We start from the raw sequence: 14,873 nt of genomic DNA, 5'->3' as shown, positions 1-14,873 counted from the left end.
GTCGGCTCGTTGGCTTTTACGCCCAAAACTACGAATTGTGGAGCAATCATAGGGTTCCAGCGCGCTTGTATAATACACGCCAAGTTCCAGTGTAAACAGCACTATCGGTTCGGAATCCTAAACAATTGGAAAGCTTTGCACTGTCTAGGCAGCTCCGTGACACTACGGTGTGCAGTGCTGCATTTTCCCGGCGCGAGCGATCCGCGCGCAAATCTTGGGCAATGCCCGGAGCCGGTGTGGGCGGCTTGCAGAGCTGTCCGCAAGGGCGCCCCGGCTGTGCTGCGAAGTGAGCCGGGATCAACCCCGTGAGAACGGTTCTAATTCGCCTGCACGGCGTTTCGGTTGTCAGGAAATCCGGCATCGGTCATATCGGCCCCGCCACAACGGGAGCGCAGGATGGACGAACTGAACGGCAAGCTGATCGCGTGCCAGATTCTGATCACGGGACTGATCGCGCGCGTCGCCAACGAGCAGCGCGATCCCTTGCGATTCCTGACCGACTTCCGGGACGAGATCAAAGCCGTCGTTGGCGGCGTCAACATCGCCGGCATGGACAACTCCGATCGCGTGCGCGCCGTCGCGCAGAAAACCGTCGACGAATTGTTCTCGCTGATGAAGCCGCCGAGCAGCGATTGAGAGCGGCGCCGCTGCTCGCGCCTGCGCAGCTCTCGCATGCGCCCATGTTTCCAGATTGAAATCTGCACCGAGTCCGATCTGGATGAATTCAAATGTGCTGGCAGATCAATCGCATTGACCTGCTTTTCTCCGACCGATAGCACCGCCCCATCGTTCGCGTTTCTGCATCGACGAAGCGCATCAGCTCGAAGGTTGATGCGGCACGACGAGATCGCAGCGCTCAATGTCCAGATTAGAACGGTTCAAGTTTAGAACCATTTAAAACTGCGGCGCACTCAACCGAGTTTAGAATTGCTTTGAAATGGTCGGATTCAAACGGAGTGTTGCAGAGATCGCGTTGACCCCCATGAACACGCCCGATAGCACCAATGCGTCGCGTTGTCGCAACGCGACCAATGGAAGCATAAGCACTGTGGGGCGTGTGATGGGCATGATGAAAACACCGCGATCGTTGCGTTCGGATGCGGATCGGAAATCCTTCGGCAACAATTTCGACACTGCGACCGGCAAGACTGTGTCCACGGTCGCCAGTTTGATTGCGGTCGCGACGGTCTCGACCGGCGCACAGGCGCAGCAGACCAATCTGCCCCCCGTGAACGTCGATGCGCCTCAGCAGCGTCCGCGTCCGACCGCTTCGAAGCCCACCGCCGATCAGATTCGTGCGCGCAACGCGCTGCGGCGCGCGGCGCAGCGGCAGCAGGCCGCACAAGCGCCTGTCGCCAATCCGAGCCCTGGTCCTGCCGATCGTGATCCGTACGCAAATCCCGCCGCGCCTTACATGGCCACCCGAGTGCAAGCGTCAGGTAAATTCCCTGAGCCAATCCTCAACACGCCAAAATCGATCACCGTGCTTACAAAGGATGTGCTGGAGGACAAGAACGCCACGACGCTGAAGCAGGCGATCCTGAGCACGGCCGGCGTGACGCTCGGAACGGGTGAGGGCGGCAATGCCTTCGGTGACCGCTTCTTCATTCGCGGCTTCGATGCCCGCAACGACGTCTTCATCGACGGCGTGCGCGACGCGGGCGTCAGCGTCCGTGAAAACTTCTTCACCGAGCAGGTCGAAATTCTGCGTGGTCCGGGCTCAACTTTCGCGGGCCGCGGTGTCGCCGGTGGTGCGATCAACATCGTCACCAAGCAGGCGACGACCGAGAAGAGCTTCTACAACATGGACACCACGTTTGGCACCGACATGACCAAGCGCGTGGTGCTCGACGTCAACCAGGTGATCAACCCGACCTGGTCGGTGCGCGCGGGCGGACTGTTTCAGGACGCCAATGTCGCTGGGCGAAGCTATGTGACCGACAATCGCGACGGCGCATTCGTCGCGACGATATGGAAGCCTCTGGATGCAGTCAAAATCACTGCCAACTACATCCATACCGAACTGACCGGACTCCCGGACTTCGGCGTGCCTTACTATCGGCCGAGCACGGCGACGACCGCCGGCGGCCCGTTCACCGATTTCGGGGTTAATCGTAAGAATTGGTACGGCTTCCTCAACCGAGACTTCTACCGGACCGGCCAGGACATTGGTTCGCTCAACGCCGAGGTTTACGTCACGCCAGATCTCTTGATCACCAATAGGTTCAGGGATTCTCACTCCACGCAGAACTACATTGGAACGCTGCCTGAAGCGCCGACACTCGCCCCAGGGGCTCCGTTTACGGCCTACACCCTCAGTGCGAATCCGCAGAGCCGCTACCAGGTCACGGACGTCATCGCCAATCAGACGGAGGCGACTTACAAGTTCAGTGATAGCGCAGGCTTCAAACACACTGCGCTTGCCGGGTTTGAATACGACCACGAGACCTCGTCTATCAACAGCTATACCGGCCTTGCTTCGGAGGCGCTGCCTGGCGGCTTTACCGGCAACTCGCTGACAGGCGTGAGCGTGTTCAGTCCGCAATACACAAACCTTCCCTTCGGGATTCCCGGAGGTTTGACGCAGAAGCCGACCAACATCGCGATCGATACCAAGAGCGTATACGTGCTGGATACGGCCAACTACAATGACGTCCTGATCCTGAATGGTGGCGTTCGGTTTGATGACTACAATATCAAGGTGAACGGCTGGGGTTCGGTCAACGGGGGAACGCTGAACGCCTTTGGCCAGCAGCAGCAAGACTACGGGATGCCGAATTTCAATCTCGGCCTCACCCTCAAGCCATTGCCGAACGGAAGCGTTTACGCGGCCTACGCAACCTCGTCGAACCCGGTCGGCGCGGAATTTGACGGAACCAGCGTTCAGTATGGTGGTCTTGCGCCCGTGCTCAACGGCGCCGCTCCTCAGATCTTCGGTCCTGAGAAGAACAAGGCGATCGAGCTTGGAACGAAGTGGGAGCTGTTCGACAGGCACCTGTTGCTGACCGCTGCGCTCTTCCAGACCGAAAAGGAAAATGCGCGAGAGTCGCGCAATGTCACTGCTGCAACTGCGACTGCGGCATGTCCCTATACTGCTACGGCGGGGAACGTATCCTGTATCACGGCCGGCGCGGCCTATCGTATTCGCGGTATCGACCTCGGCGTCAGCGGCAAGATCACCGACAAATGGAGCATTTTCGGCGGTCTCGTTCTGATGCAGTCGGAAGTGACGAAGTCGCTGATTCCGCCGGCCAACACGACGCTCTACACCACCAACGTGGGCCTGCCCCTCTCCAACGTCGCGCACCAATCCTTCAGTTTGCTCAGCAAATATCAGTTGACGGATGTGTGGGAGCTGGGCGGTCAGGCGGTCTACCGCTCGAAGATTTATGGCGGTACGTTCCTCGCGGCGAACCAGGGCACTTCGATCCCGAGCTACTGGCGGTTCGATGCCTTCGTCGAAGCCAAGCTCAACCAGAACTGGCAGCTGAAGCTGTTCGTGAACAACATCTTCGACAAACGCTACTATGACGCGCTGTACCAGAGCGCCGCGCCCTTCGTGCTGGAAGCACCGGGACGCGCCGCCTATCTGGTGATCTCGGCGCGCTACTGATGGAGTAACGACGAGGTGCCATGCTGACATGCATAGACGGCGTCCTGAGCAAGGATGATGTGGCGGAATTCCGCCGCATCATGGACGCCAGCGAATGGGAAGACGGCCGTTCCACCGCGGGCGCGCAGTCAGCAATGGTCAAGCGCAATGAGCAGTTGCCGCCTGACAGCGAGGTCGCGCGCAAGCTCGGCAACCGCATCATCTCGGCGCTGACGTCGAACCCGCGGTTCCTGGCAGCGGCGATCCCGCTGCAGATCTTCCCGCCGCTGTTCAACCGCTATGCGGCCAACAGCGGCCATCATTTCGGGCTGCATGTCGACAATGCGATCCGCGGCGACCGCCTGACCGGCCTTCGCATCCGCACAGACCTGTCTGTCACGCTGTTCCTGGCCGAGCCGGAAGAGTATGACGGTGGCGAACTTGTGATCGAGGACACCTACGGTTCGCACGAAGTGAAGTTGCAAGCCGGGGACTGCGTGCTCTATCCCTCGACCAGCCTCCATCTCGTCACGCCGGTGAAGAGGGGGACGCGGGTTGCGTCTTTCTTCTGGCTTCAGAGCATGATACGGGACGATCAAGCCCGGAGCATGATCTTTGACCTCGACACCGCGATACAGGCGCTGGTGGAACGGCTCGGGCGTGACGATCCCGAAACGGTCAAATTGACGGGTATCTATCACAACCTCATTCGCTACTGGGCCGAAGTATGAAGATCATGTCCTTCCAAGCAAGCCTTGCCGCCGCCTTGATGCTGGCGGCCGCCTGGCTCGTATCCCCTGTTTCTGCCCAGACACAGACCCCGCCGGCGGCACCTGCACCGGCACAGGCGACGGCTCAGCCGGCCACCGCCAGCCCGGCTCCGGCTGCCGCTCCGGCGGTGGTGGCGCCCGTGGCGAAGCCCGACGCGGCCGCTATCGCGCCCGCCATGAAGGAGCTGTCCCCCTGGGTGATGTTTATGTCGGCGGACGTCATCGTGAAGGCGGTGATGATCGGGCTTGCCTTCGCATCGCTGATGACCTGGACCGTCCTGATCGCCAAGTCGATCGAGCTGTCGGTCGCGTCCGGCAAGCTTCGTTCGGCACTGAAGAAGATCTCGGAGGCGCGCTCGCTCGCGGAAGCGCAAATGGCGCTCGGCGCCAAGCAGGGCATTCTGCCGTCCTTCCTGGCGGCGGCGCTGCGTGAGGCGCGGATGTCGGCCGGCCTGTCCAGCGATGCCGGCATCAAGGAGCGTGCGGCCTCGAGCTTTTCCGAAATCGTGCGCGCGGAGGCACGGCGCATCCGCATCGGCATGGGCGTGCTGGCGACCATCGGCTCGACATCGCCCTTCGTCGGCCTGTTCGGCACGGTCTGGGGCATCATGAACAGCTTCATCGGCATCTCGAAGTCGCAGACCACGAACCTCGCCGTGGTCGCGCCCGGCATCGCCGAGGCGCTGCTCGCGACCGCGATCGGCCTCGTCGCCGCCATTCCCGCCGTCATCATCTACAACCACTTCTCGCGCGTGACGAAAAGCTATCTCGAGCTCGTCAGCCGTGCCTCGGGCGCGGCGGGGCGGCTGCTCTCGCGCGATCTCGACCGCAGCCACGGCAGCGCGCATTCGCGCGCGGCGGAGTGAACCATGGGCGTTTCGCTCGCAGACAATGATGACGACGACGATTTCGGCGAGACGCATGACATCAACGTCACGCCGTTCATCGACGTCATCCTGGTGCTGCTGATCATCTTCATGGTCGCAGCTCCGCTCTCCACGGTCGACCTGCCGATCGATCTGCCGACCTCGAGCGCGACCCCGCAGAAGAAGCCGGACAAGCCGACCTATCTCAGCATCAAGCCCGATCTGACGCTTGCGATCGGCGAAAACCCGGTCCACCGCGCCGAGTTGATCGGGACCCTCGACGGCCTGTCCGACATGAGCAAGGACAAGTATGTCTTCCTGCGCGCCGATCGCTCGGTGCCGTATGGCGAGTTAATGAGTGTCATGGAGCTCTTGCGCTCAGGCGGCTATTCCCGGGTGAAGCTGGTCGCGCTGGAGGGCGCTCCCGGAGCGCCTGCGGCAGGCGCCGGTCAGCCTTAGAGGCGCACGATGTCGGACGAAGCCAGACCATCCCGGAAGCTCTGGATTTTGGCGGCGGTGGCGGCGCTCGCGCTCCATCTGGGCGGTGCCGCGCTCGCCCTGGCCCATCTGCGGACCGATGACGACGACGATGGCCTGGGTGCGGCCGGCGCGGAGTTCGCCGTCGAGATGGCCTCGCCCAAGGCGCCCGAGACCGACCTTCCGCCGGGACCGGACAGCGAAGCGATGCAGGAGCAGCAGGCGCTTCCAGAGCAAAAGGCCGAGACCAAGGAAACCGAGCTTCCAAAGGACCAGTCGCAACAGGTCGACGATCCCGATCGGGTCGTCACCGAAAACATCTCGAAGAAGCCGCAGGACGAGGATCCCAAGATCGCGGCGGTCGAGACACCCGCTGCCGAGGCTTCGCCGCAGTCGGTTGCAACGGCGCGGCAGACGCTCGACGAGGACGCGCGCGAGGCCGAGAAGGCCCTGGCGCCGGTGCTTGGCCTCGGCAAGGACATCCTCAGGATCACGACCGACTGGAATCGCAAGATCAGTGCGCACCTCACGGCCCACAAGGTCAACCCGGAGGGCAAGCAGCCCAATAATCAGAAGGTGAAGGTCAGCTTCGCGATCAACCGCAGGGGCAATGTGCTGTCCGTCGACGTCGTGGAGTCATCGGGGGATGTGGCCTACGATGCGGCCGCGCTCTCGATTGTCCGCAAGTCCGATCCCATCCCGCAGCCCCCGGCCGGACTGACCGAAGACCGGTTCGAGCGGACCGTCGACATCATCTTCACGCCGCCGGACGAGAAGAAAAAGAAGAAATCGGCTCAGCGCCAGTAGAGCCGGATCCCGACATAGACCACGACCAGGCAGACGAAGATCAGCGCCACCGGGAGGGGCCGTTTCTGGGCTCCGCTAAACGCCGCCGTGAAGGAGGCCGTCTTCGTCGGTTTCGGGGGAGGTCGGCGGAAAGCGGTAACATTGTCCGCCGCCGGCTCGGGCGGACGGGTGCGGACGTCGGGCGGAGTTCCCGCGCCGCCCATCTCGGCATAGTAGGCCTTGTAGATCGCGCCGATCGTGGCCTCGGTGGCCTCGCCCTCGCTCATCCGCGCCAGCAGGTTCTTGTAGCTGACCAGGAACTCCTGCGCCTCGGCAGGCAGCGCGGAGGCCCCGTTGAGCTTGGCCATCATCTTCCAGGTGGCAAAATCGGCGCGGGCGCGGGTGTCCGCGCGTCGCGCGATCAGCATATCGGCAGCTTTGACCAAGTCGGCCTCGAGCCCTTCGGCTTATGTTCGGGTGTTCTGTTGAACTACGCGTTGCCGGTCAGGAAGAGAACAGCCTGAATCACATAACCGGTCAACGTTCGCAGTATTCCTGAAATAACATCAAGATTTAGACCGAACTGCGAGCCCGCGAGCGGCAGCAGGATCAGAAGACCAATCAGGATCAGCATCCCGAATGGCTCGAGCCGGGCCAGCGGCATGGCGAGGGCCCGAGGCAACAGCCCGACCGCGACGCGCCCGCCGTCGAGCGGCGGGATCGGCATCATGTTGAACACCCCCAGCACCGCGTTGATCACCAGCGCATTCTTGAGGTTGTCGAAGATCCACTGGGCCGAGGCCGCCGGTGCTAGGGGCAGGGCATGCAGGGCAAGAGCCGCCGCGAGCGCCAGCAGGATGTTGGTGGCGGGTCCGGCAAGGGCCACCCAGACCATGTCGAGCCTGGGATGGTTGAGCTTGCGGAAATTGACGGGAACCGGCTTGGCATAGCCGAATAGGAACGGCGAGTGCGCGAACAGCAGCATCGCCGGCAGGATCAGGGTGCCGAACGGATCGATATGCTTGATAGGGTTGAAGCTGACGCGGCCGAGCTGCCAGGCCGTGTTGTCACCGAGACGGTACGCGACGAAAGCGTGCGCGGCCTCGTGGAAGGTGATGGCGAGCAGCAGCGGTAGCACCCATACAGAAAGCTCATAGAGGGAAATGTTCACGGCTCGTCCGTCCCGGTTTGTGCCTCGTGGCCTTGCAGCCAACCCGGCCGATCCGGTGATGGGGCAACGCGTCAGGTCAGGATATGGGACGCGGGTTCCGAAATCCCAAGCCGTAAATGATCCGCCAGCAGCGCCGCCGGCTGCGACAGGTTGCGCGCGCGGTGCAGGTGGATGTCGGCAGCCGGCAGCGGCGGCAGGCCGTTCGACAGGGCGCGCAGGCGGGAGGGCAGGGTGCCGGCCTTCACGACCGTGATCGCAAGGCCCTCCGCCGCGATCGCTTCCACCGCCGCAAGGGTGCGACTGACGAAGGCAAGGCGCCAGGGCCGGCCGGCGGCATCGAGGGCGTCCGCGGCCCATTGCCGGAACAGGCAGCCCGGCGGGTAGAGCGCGACGGGCAGCGTGTCCTGTGCTTCGGCTCGATACGTCCTGGCCGCAGCCCAGACCGCCTGCTCGCGTCGGAGCAGTTCGCCATCGCCGCGTCCTTCCGGATGCATGGCGATGACGAGGTCATAGGCCTCGCCGAGCCGGGCCGGCATCGTCGCGGTCAGGCCGGTCTCGATCTCGACCCGGATCTCCGGATGGTTTTGGGCAAAGCGCGCCAGCAAGGGCGGAATGACGATCGTGCCGTAATCGTCCATCACGCCGAGGCGGACCACGGCGTCGCGCTTGCGTGCGCGGAGCACATCGATCGCCTCTGCATTGAGGTCGAGAAGCCGCCTCGCATAAACGAGGAGCTCATCGCCCGCCGCGGTCAGCGCGACGCCGGCCCTGGTGCGCTGAAACAGCTTGGTGCCGATCCGCTCTTCCAGGCGCCTGATCTGGACGCTGACCGCCGACTGGGTCCGGTTGAGCAATTGGGCTGCGCGCGTGAACGAGCGATGCTCGGCGACGGCGAGAAATGCCTTCAGCAGATCGGGGTCGAGAACAGGCGTGGTCATGACGAAAACTTATCCCAGCATGACGGAAACTCCATTCCCTGTTTCGGCGCGCCTCGTATGCTGCGTTCAGGGCTCGTCAAGGGAGGGCGTGTGGGCGAAATCTCCGGCGTTCTGGCCGCGGTGCTGTCGAGCGGCCTCGGCGGCACCTCGATCGGTGCCACGCGCTATCTGGTGGGCAGCCTCGATCCGCTCGCGATCGGCTCGTTCCGGTTCGGCATCGGCTTCCTGCTGCTGTTACCCCTGACGCTGCTCCGCGGTGACCGTTGGCCGGGGCGAGGGGACTGGGCCGCCGCGACCGGGCTCGGCATTCTGTTCTTCGCGCTGTTTCCGATCCTGTTCAATGCATCGCTGATCTTTACGACCGCCGCGCGCGGCGCGCTCGCTTTGTCGACACTTCCGCTGTTGTCGCTCGTGATCGGCGCCGCGCTCGGCGCCGAGGCCCTGAGCTGGCGCAAATCGATCGGTGTCGTGATCGCGACGTTTGGCGTTGCCGTCGCGCTGCTCTCCGACCTGACCTCGGCACCATCCGGCGCCTGGCGCGGCGATCTCCTGATGATGGCGGCCGCGCTGTGCATGGCGCTGTACGGCATCTGGTCAAAACCGCTGATCCGGCGCTCCGGCCCGATCGCCTTCACCACGATGAGCATGGCGGCCGGCGCGGCCTGCCTCATCCTGCTCTCTTATATCCGGAGCAGTTTTGCGCCGGTCGCCGGCTTCGGCGCGCCGCAATGGCTGGCGGCTTTCTATCTCGGCGCCTTCGGTGCTGCGCTGACCTTCTATCTCTGGGCCTTCGCGCTGGAGCGGACCACGCCGACGCGCGTCGCGATCTCGGTGACGGTCAATCCGATCACGGCCTCGCTGGTCGGCGCCTGGCTGCTGAACGAACCGCTGCGCTGGAATCTGGCGGCCGGCATCGTCGCGGTGTTTGCCGGGATCTGGATCGCGACGACGGCGGGACGGCGCGCTCAGGCGGCGAGAGTGCCTGCGTCAGGGCAAGCCTGACGTCACGCCGGGATGGTGCCCTGATATTGCGTCAGGCCGTCGTCGAGCTTCAGCCAGGCGACCTTCTCCGAGACCCAGATGTGCTCGGTCGGCGCAAAGGCGTTGCGATCGTCGAAGGTCGTGAGCGAAACGCCCGCCAGCGTGCCGTTGCGCCGCCAGGAGAACAGGCGCGTGCCGCAGCGCTTGCAGAACACGCGGTCGATGTTCTCGGACGAGGCATAGCGGCCGGTGTCGCCCTCGACGCTGAGCGCGCGCTGGTCGAACTGCGCGCGAGCAAAATAGGGCGAGCCCATCGCCTTCTGGCACAGGCGGCAATGGCAGATGCGGACGTTGAGCGGCTCCCCCTCCGCCTTGAACCGCACCGCGCCGCACAGGCATCCACCTTCCCGGATCATGGCTCAGGCCACCCGCCATTCGCCGACCTGGCGCGCCATGCTCCAGTTGAGATTGTCGAGATCGCCATCCATGTTGGAATTCCCGCGTCTGGTGTTGGTGAAGGCGGCCCAGCAGAAGCCGCCATGGGTGCGCACGGCAATCGTGCTCGTGCCCGGCAGGCTGCCATTGTGCCACCAATTGTCGAATTTGTTGACACAGAAGCCCTTGGCGTAGTTCGGGCTGTAACTGGGTGCGGTGGTCATGACCTCGATGGTGCGCGGCCGCAGGATGTTCGCCGGTCTGGTGTAGCCGTCGACATGCATCAGGAACTGCACGAGATCCGCCGGCGTCGCGATCCAGCCGCCATGGGAATCCATCCGCCGGACATTCATGCTGTAGGGATTTTCGGCCTGACCGTAATAGACGACTTCGCCGGCCTGGCGCTGCTCGCGCGTGTTGCCGGCGACGCTCATGTCGGTGACGCTGCAGCGCGTCAGCACCTCGGTGCGGACGTGCTCGGCATAGGCCTGGCCGGTGAGCTTCTCGATCACGCGGCCCAGCACGCAATAGCCGAAATTGGAATAAGCGTAGTGCTGGCCCGGCGGCCGGTCCAGCGGCCGGTTGGCGAGCGTCCAGGCGATCAGCTCGGCATGATCCATCCGCGGATGCGTGAACATGGGATCGCGGTTGTCGTTGCTCCAGCCGCCGGCAGCGTGCGTCAGCAGATGCTCGAGCGTGATCTGGTCGATGCCGGCGGAGTAGGGCGGTGACCCGTAATCGGTGCCGAGCAGTGCACCGGGGCCGAAGACGCGATCCGTGAGCTTGAGGCGGTTCTCCTCGATCAGGCGGAAGATCGTGACCGAGGTGATCATCTTGCTGACGCTGGCGATCCGGAACAGATGCCGCGGCGTCACGGTCTCGTTCCGCTCGCGATCGGCAAGACCGAAGGCGTCCTCGTGGACAACAGTGCCGGCATAGCCGATCGCAAAGGACAGCGCCGGCACGTCGTATTTGTCCATGAAGCTGCGCGCGAGCCGCGCCATGGCGCCGCGTTCGGCCGGCGAGGGCGGACGGATGCTCGGCGGGCTGGGCGCCAGTTGCGCGGGCGCAACACGCGACAGCAACGGCAGCGCGCCTGCGCCCGCTGCGAGCTTCACGAAATCCCGACGCCCAAAATCCCGACGTCCAAGCCGCATGGTCCACCCCTTCAAGGGGCGGCCAAAGCTTCAGTAGGTCGCCCGTCCGCCGGAAATATCAAACACCGCGCCGGTGGAGAAGGCACAATCTTGGGATGCGAGCCAGCTCACCATCGCGGCGAGCTCTTCCACCAGCACGAAGCGTGCCTTGGGGATTTTCGACAGCATGAAGTCGATATGCTGCTGCGTCATCTGGTCGAAGATCGCGGTCTTCGCCGCGGCCGGCGTCACCGCATTCACGAGGATGTCATGTGCCGCCAATTCCTTGCCGAGCGATTTCGTCAGCGCGATCAGTCCGGCCTTGGAGGCCGAGTAATGCGAGGCGTTGGGATTGCCTTCCTTGCCGGCGATCGAGGCGATGTTCACGATCCGCCCGTATTTCTGCTTGAGCATCGTCGGCACGATCGCCTTGCAGACGATGAAAGGGCCGTCGAGATTGATGCGCAGGACCTTGCGCCACTCCTCGAGATCGGTCTCCCAGACCGGCTTGTTGACGCCGGCGATGCCGGCATTGTTGACGAGGATGTCGATCTTGCCGAAGGCGGCAAGCGTCGCATCGCGCGCCTGCTCGACCGCGGCGGGGTCGGTGACGTCGACCTTGAAGACTTTTGTCTCGCCGCCGACTTCATTCGCGGTCTTCTCGGCGAGAGCCGAGTCGAAATCCCAGATCGCGACCTTGGCGCCGGAGTCGATGAAACGCCGGGTGATGGCACGGCCAAAGCCCTGCGCGCCGCCGGTGACGACGGCAATGCGGCCGTTGAGATCGATCTTGTTCATCGAGAACTCCCTTGTCTATCCCTCATGGTGAGGAGCGCGCACTTGCGCGCGCCTCGAACCATAAGCCCGTGGCCCATCCCTCGAGAGGGCGCTGTCGCGCCTCCTCGGGATGAGGAGCGATCAGAGCATGTAGCCGCCGTCGACGACAAGGTCGACGCCGGTGGTGAATGCGCTTTCGTCGCTGCCGAGATAGACCGCCATGGATGCGATTTCGTCGGCGGTGCCGAGCCGGCCCATCTTCTGGCGGGAGACGAACATCTCCTTGCCCTGCGGCCCCTGCGCGGCGGCGCGGTCGAGCATCGAGGGCGTCTCGACGGTGCCGGGGCAGATGCTGTTGCAGCGGATGCCCTTGGTGATGAAGTCGAGCGCGACCGCGCGCGTCAGCAGCGACACCGCCGCCTTCGACGCGCTGTAGACGTAGCGGTTGGCCGGTGGCCGCAGCGCCGCGCAGGACGAGATGTTGACGATGCTGCCGCCGCCGCCCGCCAGCATCTCGGGCAGGAACGCCCGGATGGTCCGGTGCATCGACTTGACGTTGAGGTCGAACGAGAAGTCAAAATCCTCTTCCGAGCACTCCAGGATGGTGCCGTGATGCACGAAGCCCGCCGCGTTGAGCAGGATGTCGATCTTGCCGACGCGCTTGGCGAAGGCGTTGACGTCGGCGGTGTTGCGGACGTCGAGCTTGGCGACCTCGGCGATGCCTTCCTTGGTCAGGCCCGCGATGCCGGCCTCGTTGATGTCGGTGGCGATGACGGTTGCGCCTTCACGCGCGAATGCGATGGCGCATGCGCGCCCGATGCCTGCCGCTGCAGCCGTGACGACGGCGCGCTTTCCCTTGAGGCGGTCTGCCATGTTGTTTTTCTCCTTGGCTTGAATTTGTCTATCGGCTCTTCATTGCGAGGAACTCGTGACAAAATTGCGCAGCAATTTTGCACTGTTGCGACGAAGCAATCCAGACTGTCTCCTTGGAGATATCTCTGGATTGCTTCGCTTCGCTCGCAATGACGACGTGGCTGTTAGTGATTGTCTCTGGCGACACCAAACGTGCCGGCGACGTTCTGATACCTTGTGGCGAGCTCCATGCAGGCGCCGGTCGATTGCTGGCCGACCGTGTTGCGGTAGATCTCCTGCCACGGCGTCTGGTTCGCCGGATGCTTGAAGCCGCCATTGGCCATCAGCTCGGCGTGGCGCTTCTTCACCTCGTCGTCCGAAATGAGAATATTGGCGCTGCCCTTGTTGAGGTCGATGCGTACCTTGTCGCCGGTCTTGAGGATCGCGAGCCCGCCATTGGCGGCAGCTTCCGGCGAGGCGTTCAGGATCGACGGCGAGCCCGAGGTGCCGGACTGGCGGCCGTCGCCGATGCAGGGCAGGGCGAGAATGCCGCGTTTGATCAGCGCAGCCGGCGGCTGCATGTTCACGACCTCGGCGCCACCGGGGTAGCCGATCGGGCCGGTGCCGCGGACGAACAGCATGCAACTCTCGTCGATGTCGAGTGAAGGATCGTCGATCCGCTCGTGATAATCCTCCGGGCCCTCGAACACGATGGCGCGGCCCTCGAAGGCGTTGAGGTCCTTCGGGTTGCTGAGATAGCGGTCGCGGAATTCCTTGGAGATCACGCTGGTCTTCATGATCGCGGAATCGAACAGATTGCCCTTCAGCACCAGGAAGCCGGCGTCCTTCACCAGCGGCTTGTCGTAGGCCCGGATCACGTCATTGTCGGGCGCGGGCGCATTGGCGCAGTTCTCGCCGATGCCGCGGCCGTTCACCGTGACCGCGTCCTCGTGGATGCGCTTGTGCTTCATCAGCTCGCGCACCACGGCCGGCACGCCGCCGGCGCGGTGGAATTCCTCGCCGAGATAGAAGCCGGCCGGCTGCATGTTGACCAGCAGCGGCACGTCGTGGCCGAACTTCTGCCAGTCGTCGATCGACAGCTCGACGCCGATGTGGCGCGCCAGCGCGTTGATGTGGATCGGCGCGTTGGTCGAGCCGCCGATCGCCGAGTTGATCACGATGCAGTTCTCGAACGCCTTGCGGGTCAGGATGTCCGACGGCTTGAGGTCTTCCCAGACCATCTCGACGGCGCGTTTTCCCGTCTCGTAGGCGATCTGGCCGCGCTCCCGATAGGGGGCGGGGATTGCCGCGCAGCCCGGCAGCGAGAAGCCGAGCGCTTCGGCAAGCCCGTTCATGGTCGAGGCGGTGCCCATGGTGTTGCAATGGCCGACCGACGGCGCCGAGGACGCCACGATCTCCATGAATTCCTCATAGTCGATCTCGCCGGCGGCGAGCCGCTCGCGCGACTTCCAGACGATGGTGCCGGAGCCGGTGCGCTCGCCGGCATGCCAGCCGTTCAGCATCGGCCCGCCCGACAGCACGATCGCGGGCAGGTTCACGGTTGCCGCAGCCATCATGCAGGCAGGCGTGGTCTTGTCGCAGCCGGTGGTCAGCACCACGCCGTCGAGCGGATAGCCGTAGAGGATCTCGACGAGGCCGAGATAGGCGAGGTTGCGGTCGAGCGCCGCGGTCGGGCGCTTGCCGGTCTCCTGGATCGGATGGGTCGGGAATTCCATCGCAATGCCGCCGGCCTCGCGGATGCCTTCGCGGACGCGGTGCGCCAGCTCGATATGGTGGCGGTTGCAGGGGGAAAGGTCGTTGCCGGTCTGGGCGATGCCGATGATCGGCTTGCCGGACTGAAGCTCGGCCCGGGTGAGGCCGTAATTCAGGTAGCGCTCCATATAGAGCGCGGTCATGCCCGGATTATGCGGATTGTTGAACCATTCCTGCGAGCGGAGGTGGCGGCGAGCGCCGTTGCTGGCGGGCGCATGCCCATTGGTTGGTTTTTTTGTCATTGGTTTCTCCTGCAATGCAAACGCACTGGCGTCGGGAGCTCAGCTTCGGCTGGTGCGATGCCCAACGGCGCGATCCA

15 protein-coding genes are annotated in these 14,873 nt (G+C 63.8%); 7 read left to right on the top strand and 8 right to left on the bottom strand.

The window, feature by feature from the left end:
- The first annotated feature begins 396 nt into the window (after positions 1 to 396).
- The 6 genes from ACVJ5M_RS29685 to ACVJ5M_RS29660 all read left to right on the top strand — a co-directional run bounded on the left by ACVJ5M_RS29685 (position 397) and on the right by ACVJ5M_RS29660 (position 6,512).
- On the top strand, positions 397 to 636 hold the full coding sequence (locus ACVJ5M_RS29685; RefSeq protein WP_063983861.1) for a hypothetical protein: 240 nt from the start codon (positions 397 to 399) through the stop codon (positions 634 to 636).
- A 424-nt stretch (positions 637 to 1,060) separates the two neighbouring features.
- A complete protein-coding gene (locus tag ACVJ5M_RS29680; RefSeq protein ID WP_231144619.1) occupies positions 1,061 to 3,613 on the top strand; it encodes a TonB-dependent receptor in 2,553 nt (850 codons plus the stop codon).
- A gap of 20 nt (positions 3,614 to 3,633) precedes the next feature.
- Positions 3,634 to 4,323 (top strand): Fe2+-dependent dioxygenase, encoded by a 690-nt coding sequence (locus ACVJ5M_RS29675; protein WP_063983860.1) that lies wholly within the window; start codon positions 3,634 to 3,636, stop codon positions 4,321 to 4,323.
- Positions 4,320 to 5,228: a tonB-system energizer ExbB gene (gene exbB, locus ACVJ5M_RS29670; RefSeq protein WP_063983859.1), complete on the top strand. Its 909-nt coding sequence runs from the start codon at positions 4,320 to 4,322 to the stop codon at positions 5,226 to 5,228. The genes ACVJ5M_RS29675 and exbB overlap by 4 nt, the downstream gene beginning before the upstream one ends.
- A 3-nt stretch (positions 5,229 to 5,231) precedes the next feature.
- On the top strand, positions 5,232 to 5,687 hold the full coding sequence (exbD, locus tag ACVJ5M_RS29665; RefSeq protein WP_014495997.1) for a TonB system transport protein ExbD: 456 nt from the start codon (positions 5,232 to 5,234) through the stop codon (positions 5,685 to 5,687).
- A gap of 9 nt (positions 5,688 to 5,696) precedes the next feature.
- Positions 5,697 to 6,512, top strand: coding sequence for an energy transducer TonB family protein (locus ACVJ5M_RS29660; protein ID WP_063983858.1), 816 nt, complete (start codon positions 5,697 to 5,699; stop codon positions 6,510 to 6,512).
- On the opposite strand, the gene ACVJ5M_RS29655 is transcribed toward ACVJ5M_RS29660, so the two are convergent.
- From ACVJ5M_RS29655 to ACVJ5M_RS29645, 3 genes are all read right to left on the bottom strand, one after another.
- Positions 6,500 to 6,919: a hypothetical protein gene (locus tag ACVJ5M_RS29655; protein ID WP_028146575.1), complete on the bottom strand. Its 420-nt coding sequence runs from the start codon at positions 6,917 to 6,919 to the stop codon at positions 6,500 to 6,502. The genes ACVJ5M_RS29660 and ACVJ5M_RS29655 overlap by 13 nt on opposite strands.
- Before the next feature lie 62 nt (positions 6,920 to 6,981).
- On the bottom strand, positions 6,982 to 7,662 hold the full coding sequence (locus ACVJ5M_RS29650) for a site-2 protease family protein (protein ID WP_354099499.1): 681 nt from the start codon (positions 7,660 to 7,662) through the stop codon (positions 6,982 to 6,984).
- Positions 7,663 to 7,733: 71 nt separating this feature from the next.
- Positions 7,734 to 8,600: a LysR family transcriptional regulator gene (locus ACVJ5M_RS29645; RefSeq protein WP_063983856.1), complete on the bottom strand. Its 867-nt coding sequence runs from the start codon at positions 8,598 to 8,600 to the stop codon at positions 7,734 to 7,736.
- A 90-nt stretch (positions 8,601 to 8,690) separates the two neighbouring features.
- On the opposite strand from ACVJ5M_RS29645, the gene ACVJ5M_RS29640 reads away from it, so the two are divergent.
- On the top strand, positions 8,691 to 9,602 hold the full coding sequence (locus ACVJ5M_RS29640; protein ID WP_063986438.1) for a DMT family transporter: 912 nt from the start codon (positions 8,691 to 8,693) through the stop codon (positions 9,600 to 9,602).
- A gap of 2 nt (positions 9,603 to 9,604) precedes the next feature.
- Here the strand turns inward: ACVJ5M_RS29640 and ACVJ5M_RS29635 are convergent, their stop codons facing one another.
- The 5 genes from ACVJ5M_RS29635 to ACVJ5M_RS29615 all read right to left on the bottom strand — a co-directional run bounded on the left by ACVJ5M_RS29635 (position 9,605) and on the right by ACVJ5M_RS29615 (position 14,796).
- Positions 9,605 to 9,997, bottom strand: a complete 393-nt coding sequence (locus ACVJ5M_RS29635) for a GFA family protein (RefSeq protein ID WP_063983855.1) — start codon at positions 9,995 to 9,997, stop codon at positions 9,605 to 9,607.
- A gap of 3 nt (positions 9,998 to 10,000) precedes the next feature.
- On the bottom strand, positions 10,001 to 11,134 hold the full coding sequence (locus tag ACVJ5M_RS29630) for a serine hydrolase domain-containing protein (RefSeq protein WP_245328445.1): 1,134 nt from the start codon (positions 11,132 to 11,134) through the stop codon (positions 10,001 to 10,003).
- Between the two features lie 69 nt (positions 11,135 to 11,203).
- Positions 11,204 to 11,950, bottom strand: a complete 747-nt coding sequence (locus ACVJ5M_RS29625) for an SDR family NAD(P)-dependent oxidoreductase (RefSeq protein ID WP_014495989.1) — start codon at positions 11,948 to 11,950, stop codon at positions 11,204 to 11,206.
- Between the two features lie 120 nt (positions 11,951 to 12,070).
- Entirely contained in the window at positions 12,071 to 12,802 is a 732-nt protein-coding gene (locus ACVJ5M_RS29620) for an SDR family oxidoreductase (RefSeq protein ID WP_063983852.1), read from the bottom strand.
- A gap of 164 nt (positions 12,803 to 12,966) precedes the next feature.
- Positions 12,967 to 14,796, bottom strand: a complete 1,830-nt coding sequence (locus ACVJ5M_RS29615) for an IlvD/Edd family dehydratase (RefSeq protein WP_063983851.1) — start codon at positions 14,794 to 14,796, stop codon at positions 12,967 to 12,969.
- Between the last annotated feature and the right edge of the window lie 77 nt (positions 14,797 to 14,873).

The organism is Bradyrhizobium sp. S3.7.6 (genome assembly GCF_054061875.1).
This window is presented reverse-complemented; position numbering and strand designations above follow the sequence as displayed.